This window comes from Flavobacterium sp. 103 (genome assembly GCF_003096795.1).
Classification (GTDB): domain Bacteria; phylum Bacteroidota; class Bacteroidia; order Flavobacteriales; family Flavobacteriaceae; genus Flavobacterium.
The window spans coordinates 623,114-640,716 of the sequence record NZ_QENX01000001.1 but is presented as its reverse complement, the minus strand read 5'-3'; the positions used below and the strand labels follow the sequence as shown (position 1 = coordinate 640,716).

Here is a 17,603-nt window from a genome sequence, read left to right as displayed (position 1 = left end):
GCTATTTGGTTATCCTAAGATTAATTTTCCTTGGTTCAGAATCCCATAGGCTTTACCTTTTAGAGTGGTGCCTAGAAATGCTGAATTCTTGGATTTTGAAAGTATGTTTTCTTTTGTGAATATGCTTATGCCTTCCGGATTGAATAAAGTGATATTGGCTATTTCACCTTCACTGATGCTGTTGTTTGGAATACTGAAAATCGCTTTTCCAGAGGTGAATTTTTCGATTATCGTTTCTAATGGAAGTACAGTCATCAAAGCGCCAAAAGCACTTTCTAAACCAATAGTTCCGTTTTTGGCCATATCAAACTCCATTTTTTTGTGTTCGATGTCGACTGGATTGTGATCGGATGTGATTATATCGATAGTTCCGTCTAAAACTCCATTAATTAAAGCTTGTCTGTCGTTTTCAGTTTTCAATGGTGGAGTTACTTTATATCTTGTGTCAAATCCTTCCAGTTTTTCATCGGTCAATACCAAATGGTGAACGGCTACGCTACAAGTAACGTTTAGTCCTTTTGCTTTAGCATCTTTAATTAATTGTACTGATTTTGCTGAGGAAATGGTTGGGACATGCATTTTGCCCCCTGTGTATTCCAATAAAAATAAATTTCTTACAATTTGTAGTTCTTCAGCTAAGTCTGGAATGCCTTTCAGTCCCAATCGAGTAGAAACAACTCCTTCATTGGCAACACCGTTTCCTTTTATTTTGTCGTCTTGAGCAAAAGCAATAACCAATCCGTCAAAATCCTGTACGTATTGCAATGCTATTTTTAGCAAATTGGCATTGTCTAAACTTTTGGTGTAATCGCCAAAGGCAACAGCACCCGAATTTTTCATATCATACAATTCGGCCATGTCTTTACCTTCGCTTTCTTTGGTTAAAGCTCCAATTGGAAAGAGTTGCGTGGCAAAACCATTGGCTTTGTTTTTTACGAAATTCACTTGAGCTTGATTGTCTATCACTGGGTAAGAATTGGGTTGTAATGCAATACCAGTAAAACCGCTTTTGGCTGCAACATCCAGTCCGTTTGCGATAGTTTCTCTATCTTCAAATCCAGGCTCACCAAGGGAAACACTACTGTCAAACCATCCTTGTGAAAGGTGAAGATTGTCTAGCTTTAGTTCTTGGCCATTATCGGTATTTGGAAGTGCCGTTCCTATTTTTTTTATAAAACCATCTACAATTAAAAGATCTGCAGTCTGATTGTGAAAAGGACTTTTCGGATCGATAATTTTGGCGCCTCGGATGATTATTTTCATGTGTAGATAATTTACTTTAATTGAAACAAAAAAATGCTGATAACATTAAAACTTAATTTTCTTGAACCATTAAGAAATTAAGTCAATAAAGGGAAAACTTAATATTCTTAATTTCTTAATGGTAAAAAAAAATTATTTCACAAATTTGATAATTGCCATTTCTAATGCTAAAAATAACAGTGCAAAGATAATAAACCATTTCCAAATTTGATTGTCGCTTCGGTTGGTTTGTAGCGTATCAAAAATGGTTGAAATGGAATCACTTGTTTTATAATCGGATAATATGCTTTCGTTGACTTGATCCAGATTGCTTTCGGTTCTTGGGTAATTAAAGCTGATGTTTTCTATTGCTTTTTTAGAATCATATATCGTGTAATTGCCTGCTTTTTCTGGGTAATCATTAAAGAATAATTGCACTTTATTATTCAGCAGTTGTTGTACTGGGATAAATTGTTCTTCCGAATTTTTTACGGTCAGAATTTCATCTTTGGATAAAAGTACTGAAACAATATAAGAACTGTTATTACCAATAGTGTTGGCATTTATACCATTATTTAGCTTACTTAAAGCCATTTTGTAAAATACAGGAACAATCAAAGGCGATTGTTGGAAATTGGAATTCAGAATATTTATCGGTGCCGAAAAAACATAAACCGATGAAACGGCATTTCGAAGTCCTATCAAAAAAGGCGATTGATCCTCAAAATTTAAAACCGCAGGACTTGTGGTAGAAATGGCGAAATCTTTTTTGGTTTTTGGATATTGAAAATTATTGGTTTTGTTTTCAAAAACGCCAGCAAACAACGGATGGCTGAAGTTGATTTTGGTAATCAGTTTTTCATTCGATCCCAATGATTGGAATTGAGTGGCGCCAAACTGATTCAATAACGCATTTAAATTGGGAATTGAACCTGTTTCAGACGGAATTATAATCAGATTTCCGCCTTTATTCACAAACGCTTTTAAAGTGGTTTGCAAGGCTTGCGGAATTTCATCCAATTCATTCAATACGATGGCATCTTGCTTGTCGATACTATTGTAGTCCAAAGTGTTTAACGTAAAAGAACTATAATTGAATTCATCATTAGTATAAATTCGGGCTAAGAAATTGTTTTTTTCAGGTGCTCCTATACTGATGATGTTTGTCTTTTTGATTTTTGAAATGCTAAAAAACAATCTATTGTCGTATGCCAAATCATTGTCTTCTATGGAAACATAACCATGAAAAGTTTGTTTGGGAATAGTGAAATTTATGGTTTCCTTTTTGTTCCTGAAATTAATGATGGTTTTGGCAATCAGTTTGTTTTGATTGTACAAAGCAACGGGAACGGGTTTGAAATCGGAACTGTAATTTGTCGTGTTGATGCTTAATTCATAAAAATCATCCAGAGTTTGACGAATAAAAACACTGTCGATGGCCACATTATTTTTTTGCTCCGCTTTTGGAATAATAAAATACGGAATGTTTTCGGTGTCAATATTTTTTAATTGATTTTGATTTAGGCCCACCGCATCAGTTATGACGACAATGTCTTTCTTGAAAGCCGATTTATGCGCTTTTATTTTAGCTATAATATTATCCAATTGAAAAGGAGTCGCACTGTATTTCAAGTTTTGCAATTCACCTCGAATGGTTTTAATATCGGTATTCCAGTAATTATCAGTATTGGTCAACAAAGAAAAATTGGCATTTTCCGGAGTTTCTTCAAGCAGTTCCTGAATGGCACGTTTAAGTAATTCCCCTTTTTTTCCTTTGGCTTGCATACTGAAGGAATTATCCAAGACTATATACATTTCATTGCTGGCATTTTTGCTGTCTTTGGATTCGAAAAATGGTTGGGCAAAGGCAAGAATAATGCAGGTGAGTAAAAGGATTCTGCAGGTCAAAAGCAACCATTTTTTTATTTTGGAACTTTTTCGGGTTTGAATCGAAAGTGCTTTTAGAAACCGGACATTAGTGAAATATTCTTTTTTGAAACGTCTTAATTGAAATAAATGTACCAAAATTGGAACAATCAGCAGAAATAGAAAGTATAGAATTTCGGGTTGTTTAAAGTGCATTCTAAGTTTTTGTTTGCTTCACAGGGTTTTATGACAATGAAGTTCGTAAGATTTTGTGTTTCAAAAATACAAATTTGTTGACAGTTTCTCATGATGTTGTTATTATTTTTCAAAATAGGAAGCAAATAGGGTAATTCTGAAAGAAAATAAGTATTTTAGCTATTCTGAAAACTATAAAATATGAAAAAAGTTTACCTATTTCTTTTATTAATTTTTTCTTTAGGCCCAATGTTGGCTCAAAAAAACAAAGTCAATCTTCTTGTAGGCACCTATACCAATCCATGTTATAGCAGAGGTATTTATGTGTATGAATTTGATACAAATAATGCTCAAATAAGATTAAAAAAATCATCAGACAGTATCGTTAATCCAAGTTATTTATCGCTTTCCAAGGATGAAAAATTTATTTATGCCGTAAATGAAAATGGAGCAGCAAGTACCGTAAGTTCTTTTGCATTTGATGCAGTAAGCGGGAAACCGAGTTCAATAAATACTGTAAGTTCCAAAGGAGCTGACCCTTGTTATCTTATCAACGATGATAAAAATGTGATAGTTGCGAATTATTCAGGTGGGAATATTTCTGTTTTTGGTAAAAACGAAGACGGTAGTTTGACAGAAGCGAAACAAGTTATTCAACATTATGGTAAAGGTGTGAATGCCGAAAGACAAGAAAAGCCACACGTTCACATGGTTTATTTTTCGCCGGATAAAAAATATGTTTTAAGTAATGATTTAGGAACCGATAAAATCTATATATACAATTATAACCCAACTGCGACTGCTGATATTTTAAGTTTAAAAGACAGTGTTTTGGTAAAAGCGGGAAGTGGACCAAGACATTTGACATTTAGCAAAAAAGGAAAATATGTTTACTTATTGCAAGAATTGGATGGTTCATTGACAACTTTTAGTTATGCAGACGGAAAATTAACGCAAATCGGTGAAACCACCATTTTGGCCAATGATTATAAAGGTACTTTTAGCTCAGCTGATGTTCATGTTTCTCCAAATGGAAAATTCCTGTATGCTTCAAATAGAGGTGACGCCAATACAATTTCGATTTTTAAAATTTCTGGAAAAGGAAAATTAAAATCAAAAGGGCAAGTAAGCACTTTAGGCAAAGGCCCGAGAAATTTTGCGATTGATCCAACAGGCAAGTTTCTTTTGGTAGCGCATCAATATACAAATGATATAGTGATTTTTAAAATAAACAAAAGAAAAGGAACGCTGACAGATACAAAGAAAAGATTTGATTTGTGTTCCCCTGTTTGTTTGGTGTTTGCAAAGTAACAAAAATGTTTAGTATTCGGTTTTTTATTATTCGGTAACTTCTATTTTTATAAAAACAAATGGTCCATAGTTTTAGCTATGGACCATTTGTTTAACTGAAGACTAATAACTTAATTCTGCCTACTATTTTTTGTCTTTTCTCTTTTTATCTCTTGTTTTCAACATGTTTCTATTTACTGAACCATGCGTTTTTTTCTTGGTTACACCAGGTCCTCCCAAATTGACTTTTTTATTCTTTTTACTTTTCTCTTGAAAAGCGCCATCGCCTTCCAGTTTTTGTTTTTTCATCAAAAACTTAATAGGTTGCCTGTCTTTTTCAGGTTCGATTAATTTGGATGAAACTTCAACTTCTTCTGGGAAAGTTTCAACGGCTAATTCGGTGTTCATCAAAATTTCAATGGCCACTTTTGACTCTTCTTCACGAGGAGTAATTAGACTTATAGCAGTTCCAGTAGCATCGGCACGACCCGTTCTACCAATACGGTGCATGTACAATTCTGGTAATTCGGGCATTTCAAAGTTGATTACATGGGTAATATTCGAAATATCCAAACCTCTCGCCATAATATCGGTAGTGATTAATCCTCGAAGATTTCCTTCTTGGAATTCAGCCATCGTGCTCAAACGGTAATTTTGAGATTTATTGGAGTGGATTACACCAAACTGACCTTCAAAATCTTCCTCAATACGTTGATGAACCATATCGGAAATCTTTTTGTTATTTACAAAAACCAAAACACGACTCATGTCTTCATTGGTTTCTAATAAGTGTTTTAAAAGATTAATCTTGGTATTGAAATTTGGAACTTGATATGTAATTTGTGTAATGTTTTCAAGCGGTGTTCCAGATGCTGAAAGTGTAACCTCTTCTGGATAATCAAAATAATCATTCAAAATTGCATCTACTTCATCGGTCATTGTCGCCGAGAATAATATGTTTTGACGTTTTTTTGGCATCATAGCCAAAATAGCCGTCAACTGGGTGCGGAAACCTAAATTCAACATTTCGTCAAACTCATCAATAACCAATTTTTGCATTTCTTCAAAACGAATAACGTTATCCAACGTTAAATCCATAATTCGCCCTGGAGTTCCCACAAGTATATCACATCCTTGATAAACCAATGTTTTTTGAGTATTGATATTTACCCCACCAAAAATTCCAATAGTACGAACCGACATGTATTTGGTCAATTTTTCGACTTCTTCTACCACCTGAACTACTAGTTCACGAGTTGGAACAAGGATTACTATTTTTGGAGTATGACCTGGAGTAAATTTGTATAATTTTAATAAAGGCAATAAATAGGCAAATGTTTTACCAGTACCTGTTTGCGCAATTCCCATCATATCACGGCCAGACATTATCACAGAAAAAGTTTTTTCCTGAATAGGAGTTGGGGATGTAAAACCTAAATCGGCTATTGCTTTTTGTACTGATTTAGGGAGATTGAATTGTTCGAAAGTACTCATTATTGTTTTAATTTTGTGCAAAGATAGGTTTTTTGAAACTAAGGAAAGAAAGGTCAGGCTAACTTTGGCTTTATTTACGGAATGGACAGATGCATTTTGAATAGGTGTAAATGGCTATAATGATAAAACCTCTAAAAATTACTTGGGGAAATAATAATCAGAGGTTTAGGAAAACAACCAAAACAAATGGTTTTAAGCACTAATGCTCACTTCCACTTCTTTTGGTTTTATGCTGTAATTCTTTTTTGCAAATAAACGTTTTACTCGAAGCAATAATTCATTTGGATTAAAAGGCTTAGATACAAAATCATCAGCTCCTAAATTAAAAGCCTCAATGACTGTCCCTTCTTCTTCACCCAATGATGAAACCACAATAACAGGAATGTTTTCAAAGGTTTCCTTAGAATATCCTATTATTTCAAGGCCAGAACGAAAAGGAAGCATAATATCAGTAATAATCAAGTCAGGTATAAGTACAGGAATTTTTTCTATAGCACTCAAACCATCTTTACATGATGTTACTTGGTATCCTTCTTTTTTAAGAATGAACTCGAGGATTTTTATCATCAATACATCATCCTCTGCAATCAATATTTTTAAATCTGAATTGTTCATGTTTTTATCTTTTAATCATTCCCTTAGGAGTTTATAGATTTTAAAAATCCATAAAATGCAAATAAATCTGTTGAAATGCATTTGTTCTGTATTTACAACAACTATGCCAAACATTTATTTGCTGTTTTTAAACCTCTTAAAGTTTTGATAAAGAGTCTTAAATTGTTCCCAATTTTATTTATCTAGTAATGATTGAGTTAGGATAAAGAAGTCGCCCAATGATTGAAGAAGCATCATTGAAAATATATAAGTGTTTGTAAACTAAGAAGAATTATAGAATGTTAATTTGGAGCAGAATGATTAGGCTTTTTTGTTAATATCGTCCCGCTTTCCGTTACAATCTCCCGAAAAAAACGGGAGGATTTTCACTTCATATGAGCGAAGCGAACTGGCGAAGCAATCGGGGCTAAGGTTTAGTATTTGGTCTTTTTGCCATCAGCTGAAAAAGAAAAAAGTATGATAGAATTTAGGGTGGCATTATTTATTATACAACTCAATTTCATCAATCATTACCATTGGCTTTTTGTTTTTTCGCTTTCTCCAAATGGGTAATTCTTTTAGATTTTCGACTTCAATTTTTAGAACATCGTATCGGTTAAAGTTATCCGACTTAAATTCCCAAGGTTTTATGGTAACTTCTAAACTTTCTGATAATTCCTCGCTTTTCTGCTGGGTGATAAGTTGCCATTTGTTCTTTTTGAGCCCGTAGATACTGATTTTTTTGGGTGTAAAAATCCAATGTCTTTGATCATTCAAGGAATTGATTCGGATGGTATTGAAATTTAATTTTCGGGTAGTAATTTCAATTTCGGGATTAGTGCCGTACCAGCCAATCCAGTTAATAGCAGGATTTTTGTATCCGCGAACACCGTCAACCAATCCATAAGTTCCTTTGCCTTTGTTTTCATCGGCTGGCGGAGTCAAAAATCGAACTTCGTATTTTTCTCCCAAATGGTTGCAGGTGTTTTTTTCTATAGCCAGCCATTCTTGATAGTATTGATCGGGAGTTAGACCACCTTCACTTAGTTCATAAATTCCAAAGTCATTACAGTTTTTTGAAAAGTTCAGTACTCGTTCTCTGAGTTGTTTTCCTTGGTCTTCTTTGTTTTTGCCCGCAAACATTCCGTGCTTGTCTTTGCCATAAAATTTGGCTTGTTCAAAATATACATATTCTAAGGACATCCTCAATTTCAAAACACGCTTTGCTATTATTGGATTATCAAGTGAAATCTTTTCTGCTTGACTTATAATTTGATCGTATTGATCCATGGCTTCAGGAGTAAGAAAGGTATTTCTGTTTTGGATAGGATCTGAATAAATGTCTAGATAGCGGTCTATTTTTTCTTGATATTGGGTAAGTAAATCGATGTATTTTTTAACAAATGGAGCCGCGTTTCCATAAAAACCATTCAGGAAATCATTGGTAACTGCTTCAACATCGGTTTGGGTATCCCAAATTATTTTAGCCAAAAGATATTGTCTTAATTCGTATAAATCCCCAGGGACATCTGCATATCCTTGTACAAAAAGGCCCTTGACCTGATTCTGTTCGAAGAGTTTGTAGTTCTTCGAAAAGGTTTGAAAATTAGGAAACGGGGAGAGGTAGTTTGTAAATTCAACGGTATAGTCCCATAAGTACAAATGTGGGGATGTGGTGCTCCAATTTTTGAGGATATCCAAAAAGGCAGCATTGTTTGGTATTTCTGAAATGGCCTTTCCGCGATTCAACTCAATTGGGCAGAATAGGGTGTAAATATTGGGTTCAATTTTTAGATTTACAGGAGCGCGATAGGTGTGGAGGTAAGCTAATGTGGTGATTTGGGTTTTAGGAAATTGGGATGCAATTTTATTCAGAAAATAATAAAACGAGCCTTGCGGGCCTCCATATTTTTCATTCAGAGTTTTGCATCTGGTACATTCACAATAAACGACATCGTCATTTTGGCTAACCGAAAAAAAGCTTGCATTGGGATTTTGAGCAATTATTTCACTCATTTTTTTGGTGACAATTTCGACCACAGTATCATTGGACATGCACAATGACTCACTGTTTCGTTCTCCTTCGTAGTACGCAAAAAATTCGGGATTGGTTTTGAAATACGTTTTTGCACTAAGTAATTTATAAAAGGAATGTCCCCAAATTCCAAAATCATCAATGTGCCAGTCCAGTTTGTGCCATTCCCTGAAAGCTTCATCATAACAATCGGGATAAAATAAGGCGCGGTATTCAAATGACGGTTTGTAGATTTGATTTGAATTTTTAGGAAAGGAGACTTGTTTTAGCTTAGGAATGAAACTATCGTTTGCTGTGTATTTTCTAAATCCCCAAATTTCCAATAAAGTATAAACGGCGTATCTTAAGGTTTTTTCATTTGAACCAATCAAATAAATATTTTTTTCGTCGCTTTTGATGACAAAAGAATTTTCTTGAGTCGCGTTTTTATTGGAAGCAATTTCGAGAATTATTTTTGAGTTGCCATTACTTTTTGTTTTGTCAACTTGTATAAGAATTGGATTTTCAAAGGCTTGGTCTAAATAAGTTTTTAAAAGCGTTGCGGGATTTTTTGTAGCATCACTTGTGGAAAGTATAAAAACTTCCTGTCCTTTTGTATTTGTTAAATTAAGTGAGTTTTGGGCCATAATTTTACAGTTTGCTACTAACAAAATAAAAATGATGGCTATTATTTTAACTTGTTGGCACATCATTTTTTTAAAATTGATATTGAAACATCAAAGCAATCTCGGTTTCGATTTGTTTCAAGCCGGGTGTGTATTCCTGATTGTTTGCAGATAATTGTAATCCTGTTACGAAATGCTCACCAAACAATCGATAATAACCGCCTCCAATTCTAAAAGAATCAAGAGATAAACGTTCTTCTATTTGTCCAAGGGTAGTTCGCTCATCTGGTGAAGTTCCGTAACCTGCAATTATTGTAAGGTAATCAAATCGGGTATTGAAATAATAGCGACTTGTTAGGGTAAAAGCTGGGTAAACGGTGCTGTTGTCAAATTGAAAGTAGGACCTTAGATTGAGCCAATAGGAACCCAAATATTTTCCAACTCCAACAACTGCAGTGGCAAAATTGGTGTCTTCGGTATCAATGTAGCGAACGCCTAAATCACCTTCCCATCCTTTATTGAAATTATGAAAAAAGGAATATCCGAGCCTTAATTTGGGAAATACAGGATCGCTGCTATAACCTGCTCCAATGTAGGAGTAGCTATTTTTGCTTGTAAAAAGATAACTTTCGGCTTCATACTGAATACCATTGACTACACTTTGTCCATCTGCGTATCGATTGGAATAATTGACTCTGGCAATGGCCGATCCCCAATTTCGTTGCCTAATGTATTGCAAACTTCCGTAATGCCAAGGGCCATAACCGGAGCGGTCAAAGGTGGTATAGTTGTAATTGACTCCAATTCGATCCGATTTCAATCGGCTATCAGCAATGAAATAATGCAGTTTGAAATCGGAATCTTTTGGATACATAGCCTCCATTTCTTTTAAATAGGCTTCGCTTTTTTCTTTTTCTCCCTGCAATTCATAGATGGCGAGTTTTTTGTATCTAAAATCTTTTTTTCCTGGGTGTGCAGCAATGGCTTTATTGACAACTATCTCCGCATCCGAATAGTTTTTTTCTTCGATATCCATATTGATTAGGTAAGTGAAGGCATCTTCATAAACAGGATTTTTGTCGATGACATAATTATAATAATATTGAGCACTGTCTTTTACATTTGTCAATTGATAAATTCTGCCTGTCAGTAAATAAAAATCCAGATAATCGGGAGCCAGTTTTATTCCCAAGTGGGTTTTCTTCAATGCCGACTCAAAGTTTTTGTCTTTGTTTACTTCTTTTATGGCAACATTCAAAAGACTGTCAACATCTATTTTTTGTGCCCAAACGACATTGTTTTTCGCCATTCCCAATACAAGAAAAAGAATAAAGAGGATTTTGATGTAGTTTTTATGTTTCATACCTTTTAAAAATTTACAATATGCAATCTAATTTTGTTTTGGAGTGGTATTAAATCCCTGCCTTTGCATATTTCCCCAACTTTGTTCTTTCTGTCTAAAAAAATGATAATACCCTTTTAACGATGCATACACGTTTACGGGGTGGTAACAAAAAGGTTCAATAATAGCCATTAATATTAAAACAATAATTTCCTTAGTATTGGCATAGTTTTTATAAATAACATCGTCCAATAGAATAGAAATAAAGGTTATGATAAGATAGAATAAATATACTATCAACGACAGGTAGAGGAAATTTACATAATTTACATCCAAAAGAAAAAAGCCAAGAATCAGAACAATGATGCCAGTTAGTTCTAGAATCGGAATCAAAAATTCAAAGAAAAAGAAATAAGGGAATATTAAAAATCCTGTTTTTTCATATTTCGGATTGAAAAAAATATTTTTGTGTAAATATAAAGTCTGGATCAATCCTCTTGCCCAACGCACGCGTTGACGAATCAAGACTTCTCTTGTAGCTGGAACTTCTGTCCAGCATAAAGATTCAGGAATGTATTGAATTGAAAAAGGTAATTTGTTGTCATACATATATTTTCTCATTCGAGTAATAAGTTCCATATCTTCTCCCAATGATTTGTGCCAATAACCTCCGGCCGCAACAGCAATTTCTTTGTCAAACATACCCAGTCCTCCAGAAACCAACAACAAACCATTGATCTGACTCCAGGCCATTCTGCCAAAAAGAAAGGCGCGAACATATTCCAGTTCTTGAAATCTAGGATACCATCCTTTGGGGAAATGGATTTTGACCAAAAAGCCATCTTTTACTTCGCAAGAATTAGAAATTCGAATACCAGCACCTGTTGCAATGACTCTTTTTTTACTTTCGATGAAGGGTTTTGCTAATTTTATGATGGTATCATTCTTTAGAATACAATCCACATCGGTGCATAAAAACAATGGATATTTGGTTGAATTTATTCCTGCATTTGAGGCATCTGCTTTACTTTTTCCATTTTCTTTATCCACCACCAATAGTTTTGAATAAAGTGAATTTGTGGATTTGTAATGACCTCTTACACGACTTGTTTTAATTTTTTCCTGATAATAAAAATCGACTTTGATTAATTCGAACTCATCAATTAGTTTTTGGAGAGTATCATCGGAACTGCCATCATTTACCAATACGACTTCATATTTTGGATAAGTAAGTGAGAGTAACGATTTAACATTGTAGACAACAGTCGCCCCTTCGTTGAATGCAGGTGCTACTACAGAGACACCTGGGATGTAATTGGATTTGATGATGACATTATTTGGAATATAATATTTCGTGTTTAGGTGTTTTTTAATCGCATAATAGGATAGCATTGCTAATATGGTATAACAAATGATATAGGTAAAAGAAAATACTCCTATGAAATATGCATATATGTTTAATATATTATCTAGCATTATAAATAAGGTGTTTTAACATGTTTGACTACTTTTTGTACATCTTCATTATCCAAAAAATGTTGCTCAAAATAATGTGAGTTTATTCTGTCGATACAATAAACGGCATCAAGCTTAATATCCTCGTCGGTTTTATTTTCTAATAATTGAGCAATAAAATGCTCAGAATCGGTTGTTCCTATTCCGGAAAGGGTATCGAAGATTTCTAATTTATTTAGAGTGTCTTCGTGTTTAAATTGTTCAATCAATATCGGTTCTGCCTGGTGGATATATAAAAATTTCACAGCTATAATTGCTTCATGTCGAACCGATTTGTCGTTGTGTTTTAGTAATTTTAGAATGGTTTCATTGTCATTGGTATAGTTGTAAAATACCATCAATTTTATTCCCAATTTGATAATTGAAAGATTATCTGATTTAATCCATTGACTTAAGTTGGAAGGAATTTTTGTTTTTTTCTGATGTAAAATATCCATAATATTGATTTCTTCAGCAATAGTAATTTGGTGTGAGAAATCAACTAAAGTCTCTAATTTGTTTGGTTTTAGTGAGATTAAGGACAAAAAAGCACTGGATTTGACACTTCTGTTTTTATGATTTAAGAATGGAGTAATGAGCGGAGCTCCTTTTTTATATTCTAAAGATTCCAGTTGGTACATCCCTAGACACTTTAAATAAAAGCGATTGCTTTTTAGAAGTTTTTTGGTGTATTCGAATAATTCAAATTGTTCATATAGAAAATGGAAAGTATTGGTGACTTCACCTTTTAGATTCAATTTCAAGAAAATAATCTCATTAAGAATTAATTTTTTGCACCATTTTTTTTCAAATGGAATTCCTTTTTTGAATTGCTCAATTTCAGTTTTAAAAAGAGTTTCATCAAAAGGCGAGAAAATCATGTTGGTTAGGAAACTGTCTATTTTACTTTTTGCGTCTTCAAATTTTGGTCTGAACAAATCGTATCTGAATCTATTGATTATCAGAAAAGCTATTAATAAGATAAGTCCACAAGTCAATATGGGAAGTGCGATGAGGACAAAATAATAAATTAATACATCCATTAATAAGAGGTGCGTTTTGAAAAGGGTTACAAAAAACTAAGCCAATGTTGGGTTGTATTTTTTTTATTAAAAAAAAAATCTACATAAAGATAATGATTATTTCAAATATTTTGAATAAAATAATGGAAAACAGTTTGTTATGAAGTGAAAGGGAGTCGGTTTATATGATTATAAAAAACAACTTTTTTAGAAGTTAAACAGATTGAAAAGTGAAATTTGGATTTGAAGTAAAAAGGATGAATGATTCTTTAGTATTTGCCTAAAACCCCTCAAAAACGCCCAATCCAAATAAAGCAAAATCATATTTTACGGGATCTATTGGGTCTAGTTCCCTAAGATTTATATCCAATTCGGTTAGAGCTCTTCCATCATTTTGTTTTCGCGTAAGTAAGCCTAATTTACGGGCTACATTTCCGGAGTGTATATCTAGCGGACAAGAAAGAAGGGAAGGGGAGATGCTTTTCCAAATCCCTAAATCGACACCTTTGTTGTCTTGGCGACACATCCATCTCAAATACATATTTATTCTCTTGGCCGCAGATCCTTTCAATGGGTCAGAAATGTGTTTTTGTGTCCTGTTAAGATGTGGGATTTCAAAAAAAAGCTGTTTGAATTTATGAATGCTATTTTGCAAATCGTTTCCTTCTATATTTTGGCTAAAGATTGTTTCTAATCCACCATGATTTCGATAAATATGCTGTAATCCTTTAATAAAGCCGATAAAATCTTGTCCGTTGAAAGTACGATGCACGAAATTTTCCAATCGTTCCAAGTCGGTTTCTTGGTGCGACATTACAAAATCATAAGGCGCATTACCCATCACATCCATCATTTTGTGTGCATTCTTGATAATCATTTTTCGATTTCCCCATGATATAGTGGCGCTCAAGAATCCTGCAATTTCGATATCTTCCTTTTGGGTAAATAGATGCGGAATTTGTACAGGATCACTTTCGATGAAATCCTGATTATTGTATAATAGTACTTTTTCGTCCAGAAAAGATTTAAGTTCAGTTTTATTCATTTTGTTATTCTTTCGAAGTGCTTTTGGAGTAAAAACCATCTTTCAAATCGGTAGTCCGCATTTGAGGTTTTACTTTATAATAGTAATTGAAATATTGGATTTGATTTTTATTCACACAAGGAAGTTTCCCGTCTCCTGAACTCCAAAAAAAATCATTTTCGACAGGAGAATAAAAATTGAGATTACCGTTTTGAAGATATTCAAAAGTAGTACTGGATTTTGTGTTTTTATATGGGAAAATAATATTTTTTGTAGAAAAATTACTGGTTGACAGGGCGAATTTATTTTTAGTAAAAAAATATAAATTAATTGGCATTAACAAAACAAAGCCAGTAATGAAAATTGAAAAGTAAAGAGATAAAAGGACGATTCTTTTTTGTTTCAGGAATAGAGCCGTCAAGAAAAAGGAAAAAAACAATAAAAAATTCATAAAGAACCGATATTGTGGGGAAGTACAAAATAGAAATGTGAAATGTAGGCACATTATAAAGTAAAGGGTCCATATTTCTTTCTTATGGAAATATTTGTATATAAATATCGGACTGGTAATAATGAGTATTATGCTTAATTTATTGAATAAGCCATGCAATTTAGGTAAAGTTAACCATCTTAAAAATAAATCGTAAACGGTCATTTTATCGTACTGCTCATGTGTCAAAAAATACCCATAGAGTCTGGTTTCTTCATAATACAATTTTGCTATTGTTTCAGGTATTCTATAGTCAGTTTCTAAGAAATGGAAATTGATTACCGGGAAAAATGGAAAACCACTAATGATAGTGTTCTTAATTACAAAAAGGACTAATATAATGATTGATATTAGGACTGATTTAAAAAGTTCAGGCAATAATTTTTTGAAATTTTTTGCCAATAAAAGAATAGGAATGAAAATTAATGAAAAGGAAGTTGTTTTGATGAACAAGGAAAAAAGAATCAAAATCACTATCAGGTTAAAATTTTCGACATCCAATTTTTTAAAATTTTGTAGAAAATAAAAGAAGATGATTAATGAAAAAATATATATCGGAATATCTGGGGAAGGTGAACTTATAAATTGGAAGAAAAATACGTTTGCCAATGGAAGTAATCCTATTATCAAATAATTTTCATCCTTGTTTTTGAAATAATCATTCAGTTTTGTAATTGCGAATATATTTCCGAGTAAAAGACAAAAACCACTGATGTCATTGAATTTATCATATAAAAATGAAAAACTATATGCACTCTGAAGAATGTGCCAACCACTTGTTTGGGCCAGAAAAAAATGTAAGTTGGCCAAACCTTTTACAAAACCATATTCATTAATCCATTTTATTGTCTGAATATAATATGATTCGTTATCTAAAATATAAGGAATGGAAGCGCATTGGGCCAAAATTAAAATAGTAATAATGCTTAACACTATTTTTAAAGGAGTTGTCAACGAACGTAATTCCTCTAAAAATAATTTATAAAGAAGCCTGATTTCTTTTTGAAATTTAAAAAAAACAGCAAGGTTAATTAAAAGAAGAACTATATGAAACTCAATGTTTACTCTTCCAAAAATTGCCGAAATACTAGTAAAAATGGTGGTGGTAAAAAGTCCTAAAATAGTATGGATAACAAAATTTTGATTCTTTAATCGTAGGATTCTGTCAGTTACAAAACCGAGATTGATTGTCGAAAAAAATATATAAATCCAACTTAAAAGAATCAATATCATTTTACAGCATTATTTGTCCATCGGTCATTACTAATTTTCTGTCAGCCATATTGGCTAATTCTTCATTATGGGTTACAATTACAAAAGTTTGTCCAAATTCATCTCGTAGTTGAAAAAATAATTGATGCAAATTTTCGGCGGAATGCGTGTCAAGATTTCCTGAAGGCTCATCGGCAAAAATAACATCAGGCCTGTTGATTAGGGCTCGTGCTACAGCAACACGTTGTTGTTCACCTCCAGATAATTCGTTTGGTTTGTGGTCTATTCTGTGCGATAAACCTAAATATTCCAACAGTTTTTTGGCTTCTTTTTCGGTTTCTGATTTTGATCTATTGGCAATAAAAGCTGGGATACAAACATTTTCCAATGCCGTAAATTCCGGTAGTAATTGATGGAATTGAAATATAAATCCCAAATTCGAATTTCTGAATTTGGACAACGATTTGTCGTTCATTTTCAAAATATCTTCATTGTTTATGAAAAGTGAAGTATCGTTTTCTGGTGTTTGATTTCCGGATTCCTTTTTTGTTGGACTGGGTTTATCCAATGTTCCAAGAATTTGCAATAGTGTTGTTTTTCCCGCACCCGAAGCACCAACAATAGAAACAATTTCGCCTTTTTTAATATGTAAATCCACTCCTTTTAATACTTCAAGTTGATCGTAATATTTATGTATGTTTTTTGCGTGTATCATTTCAAACTGTTTTTACAAAGAAACAAAGTATTTGGTAATTAACCCTCTGATTAAAGCGTTTTTTCTCCAGTATAAATTCTGGAAAATAACGACTAGATTTGTATATTTATATCGACTTAATCTCAAAAAAATGGAAAGTAAAAATGTTGTTGCCGTAAAAAACAACCTAAAAAGTAAAAAATTAGTTTTAGGGATTCTATTTGATGCGATTGGTATGCTGTCTTTTACCATTCCAGGCATAGGCGAATTTGGCGACGTTGTTTGGGCTCCTCTTGCCGGCTTTTTGATGACCAGAATGTATGAAGGTCGAGTGGGTAAGGTTGCTGGTGTTTTAACTTTTGTTGAAGAAATATTACCATTCACAGATGTTGTCCCTTCTTTTACTCTGACATGGATATATACCTATTGGATAAAAAGTAATAATAGTGAGGGAAAGAGTTAGTCTATATTTATTTCAAATTTGAAAATCTCTAACAATTTCTTTCAATTGATTATCAAATTCTGGATTTGAAATAACATTTGTCTCAACATCAAAATTAGCCTCGAAACTTGGTAATGAGAATACAGCTTTTATATCGGCATTGAAACGGGGAAAATTATTTTTAGCTATCTCCAGAACGCTTGCACCTCCTCTAGCGCCCGGCGAAGTGGCCATCAATAACATTGGTTTTTCCTGAAATATTTTTCCGTTTATCCTCGAACACCAATCCACGGTATTTTTGAAAGCAGCACTGTAATTTCCATTATTTTCGGCAAGTGAAACTACCAACAAATCAGCTGTTGCTATTTTTTCCAAAAAGGCTTTAGCCAAAGGATGTTGCCCGATTACAACTTCCTTATCAACGCTGAATAACGGCATTTCATAATCGTTTAAATCCAAAATTTCAACTTGGGCATTTTCAAACAGACCCGCTGCATAAGTGGCTAATTTTTTGTTGATGGATTTTTTGCTTGGACTTCCTGCAAAGGCTATGATTTTCATA

14 protein-coding genes are annotated in these 17,603 nt (G+C 33.3%); 2 read left to right on the top strand and 12 right to left on the bottom strand.

Annotated elements, in window-relative coordinates:
* Positions 1-9: 9 nt before the first annotated feature.
* Both C8C85_RS02590 and C8C85_RS02585 read right to left on the bottom strand, forming a co-directional pair.
* Complete coding sequence (locus tag C8C85_RS02590) at positions 10-1,263, bottom strand: dihydroorotase (RefSeq protein WP_116795681.1); 1,254 nt, start codon at positions 1,261-1,263, stop codon at positions 10-12.
* Between the two features lie 132 nt (positions 1,264-1,395).
* The gene (locus C8C85_RS02585) at positions 1,396-3,324 is read right to left on the bottom strand and encodes a vWA domain-containing protein (RefSeq protein ID WP_116795680.1); all 1,929 of its coding nucleotides are present in this window, start codon (positions 3,322-3,324) and stop codon (positions 1,396-1,398) included.
* 180 nt (positions 3,325-3,504) lie between these two features.
* Here C8C85_RS02585 and C8C85_RS02580 point away from each other — a divergent pair, with 180 nt between their 5' ends.
* On the top strand, positions 3,505-4,614 hold the full coding sequence (locus C8C85_RS02580) for a lactonase family protein (protein ID WP_116795679.1): 1,110 nt from the start codon (positions 3,505-3,507) through the stop codon (positions 4,612-4,614).
* 123 nt (positions 4,615-4,737) lie between these two features.
* Here C8C85_RS02580 and C8C85_RS02575 read toward each other — a convergent pair whose 3' ends face one another.
* From C8C85_RS02575 to C8C85_RS02535, 9 genes are all read right to left on the bottom strand, one after another.
* Positions 4,738-6,087 carry a DEAD/DEAH box helicase gene (locus tag C8C85_RS02575; protein WP_116795678.1) on the bottom strand — a complete coding sequence of 450 codons (1,350 nt, stop codon included), beginning with the start codon at positions 6,085-6,087 and terminating at the stop codon, positions 4,738-4,740.
* A 192-nt stretch (positions 6,088-6,279) separates the two neighbouring features.
* Entirely contained in the window at positions 6,280-6,702 is a 423-nt protein-coding gene (locus C8C85_RS02570) for a response regulator transcription factor (protein WP_116795677.1), read from the bottom strand.
* Between the two features lie 477 nt (positions 6,703-7,179).
* Positions 7,180-9,342 (bottom strand): DUF4838 domain-containing protein, encoded by a 2,163-nt coding sequence (locus tag C8C85_RS02565; protein WP_243412032.1) that lies wholly within the window; start codon positions 9,340-9,342, stop codon positions 7,180-7,182.
* A gap of 70 nt (positions 9,343-9,412) precedes the next feature.
* Entirely contained in the window at positions 9,413-10,684 is a 1,272-nt protein-coding gene (locus tag C8C85_RS02560; protein WP_116795676.1) for a YaiO family outer membrane beta-barrel protein, read from the bottom strand.
* Positions 10,685-10,711: 27 nt separating this feature from the next.
* Positions 10,712-12,139: a glycosyltransferase family 2 protein gene (locus tag C8C85_RS02555; protein ID WP_116795675.1), complete on the bottom strand. Its 1,428-nt coding sequence runs from the start codon at positions 12,137-12,139 to the stop codon at positions 10,712-10,714.
* Positions 12,139-13,200 (bottom strand): HEAT repeat domain-containing protein, encoded by a 1,062-nt coding sequence (locus C8C85_RS02550; RefSeq protein ID WP_116795674.1) that lies wholly within the window; start codon positions 13,198-13,200, stop codon positions 12,139-12,141. The genes C8C85_RS02555 and C8C85_RS02550 overlap by 1 nt, the downstream gene beginning before the upstream one ends.
* 259 nt (positions 13,201-13,459) lie before the next feature.
* Positions 13,460-14,224: a TIGR02757 family protein gene (locus C8C85_RS02545; protein ID WP_116798345.1), complete on the bottom strand. Its 765-nt coding sequence runs from the start codon at positions 14,222-14,224 to the stop codon at positions 13,460-13,462.
* 4 nt (positions 14,225-14,228) lie between these two features.
* Positions 14,229-15,926, bottom strand: coding sequence for an LIC_10190 family membrane protein (locus C8C85_RS02540; RefSeq protein ID WP_116795673.1), 1,698 nt, complete (start codon positions 15,924-15,926; stop codon positions 14,229-14,231).
* 1 nt (position 15,927) lies between these two features.
* On the bottom strand, positions 15,928-16,620 hold the full coding sequence (locus tag C8C85_RS02535) for an ABC transporter ATP-binding protein (RefSeq protein ID WP_116795672.1): 693 nt from the start codon (positions 16,618-16,620) through the stop codon (positions 15,928-15,930).
* A 130-nt stretch (positions 16,621-16,750) separates the two neighbouring features.
* Here C8C85_RS02535 and C8C85_RS02530 point away from each other — a divergent pair, with 130 nt between their 5' ends.
* Positions 16,751-17,062, top strand: a complete 312-nt coding sequence (locus C8C85_RS02530; RefSeq protein ID WP_116798344.1) for a hypothetical protein — start codon at positions 16,751-16,753, stop codon at positions 17,060-17,062.
* Positions 17,063-17,074: 12 nt separating this feature from the next.
* Here C8C85_RS02530 and C8C85_RS02525 read toward each other — a convergent pair whose 3' ends face one another.
* Entirely contained in the window at positions 17,075-17,602 is a 528-nt protein-coding gene (locus C8C85_RS02525) for an NADPH-dependent FMN reductase (protein ID WP_116795671.1), read from the bottom strand.
* Position 17,603: the final 1 nt, after the last annotated feature.

Bases quoted from the DNA above. Each gene is read 5' to 3' on its own strand.
- C8C85_RS02590 (WP_116795681.1), bottom strand. From the start codon at position 1,263: ATGAAAATAATCATCCGAGGCGCCAAAATTATCGATCCGAAAAGTCCT.
- C8C85_RS02585 (WP_116795680.1), bottom strand. From the start codon at position 3,324: ATGCACTTTAAACAACCCGAAATTCTATACTTTCTATTTCTGCTGATT.
- C8C85_RS02580 (WP_116795679.1), top strand. From the start codon at position 3,505: ATGAAAAAAGTTTACCTATTTCTTTTATTAATTTTTTCTTTAGGCCCA.
- C8C85_RS02575 (WP_116795678.1), bottom strand. From the start codon at position 6,087: ATGAGTACTTTCGAACAATTCAATCTCCCTAAATCAGTACAAAAAGCA.
- C8C85_RS02570 (WP_116795677.1), bottom strand. From the start codon at position 6,702: ATGAACAATTCAGATTTAAAAATATTGATTGCAGAGGATGATGTATTG.
- C8C85_RS02565 (WP_243412032.1), bottom strand. From the start codon at position 9,342: ATGGCCCAAAACTCACTTAATTTAACAAATACAAAAGGACAGGAAGTT.
- C8C85_RS02560 (WP_116795676.1), bottom strand. From the start codon at position 10,684: ATGAAACATAAAAACTACATCAAAATCCTCTTTATTCTTTTTCTTGTA.
- C8C85_RS02555 (WP_116795675.1), bottom strand. From the start codon at position 12,139: ATGCTAGATAATATATTAAACATATATGCATATTTCATAGGAGTATTT.
- C8C85_RS02550 (WP_116795674.1), bottom strand. From the start codon at position 13,200: ATGGATGTATTAATTTATTATTTTGTCCTCATCGCACTTCCCATATTG.
- C8C85_RS02545 (WP_116798345.1), bottom strand. From the start codon at position 14,224: ATGAATAAAACTGAACTTAAATCTTTTCTGGACGAAAAAGTACTATTA.
- C8C85_RS02540 (WP_116795673.1), bottom strand. From the start codon at position 15,926: ATGATATTGATTCTTTTAAGTTGGATTTATATATTTTTTTCGACAATC.
- C8C85_RS02535 (WP_116795672.1), bottom strand. From the start codon at position 16,620: ATGATACACGCAAAAAACATACATAAATATTACGATCAACTTGAAGTA.
- C8C85_RS02530 (WP_116798344.1), top strand. From the start codon at position 16,751: ATGGAAAGTAAAAATGTTGTTGCCGTAAAAAACAACCTAAAAAGTAAA.
- C8C85_RS02525 (WP_116795671.1), bottom strand. From the start codon at position 17,602: ATGAAAATCATAGCCTTTGCAGGAAGTCCAAGCAAAAAATCCATCAAC.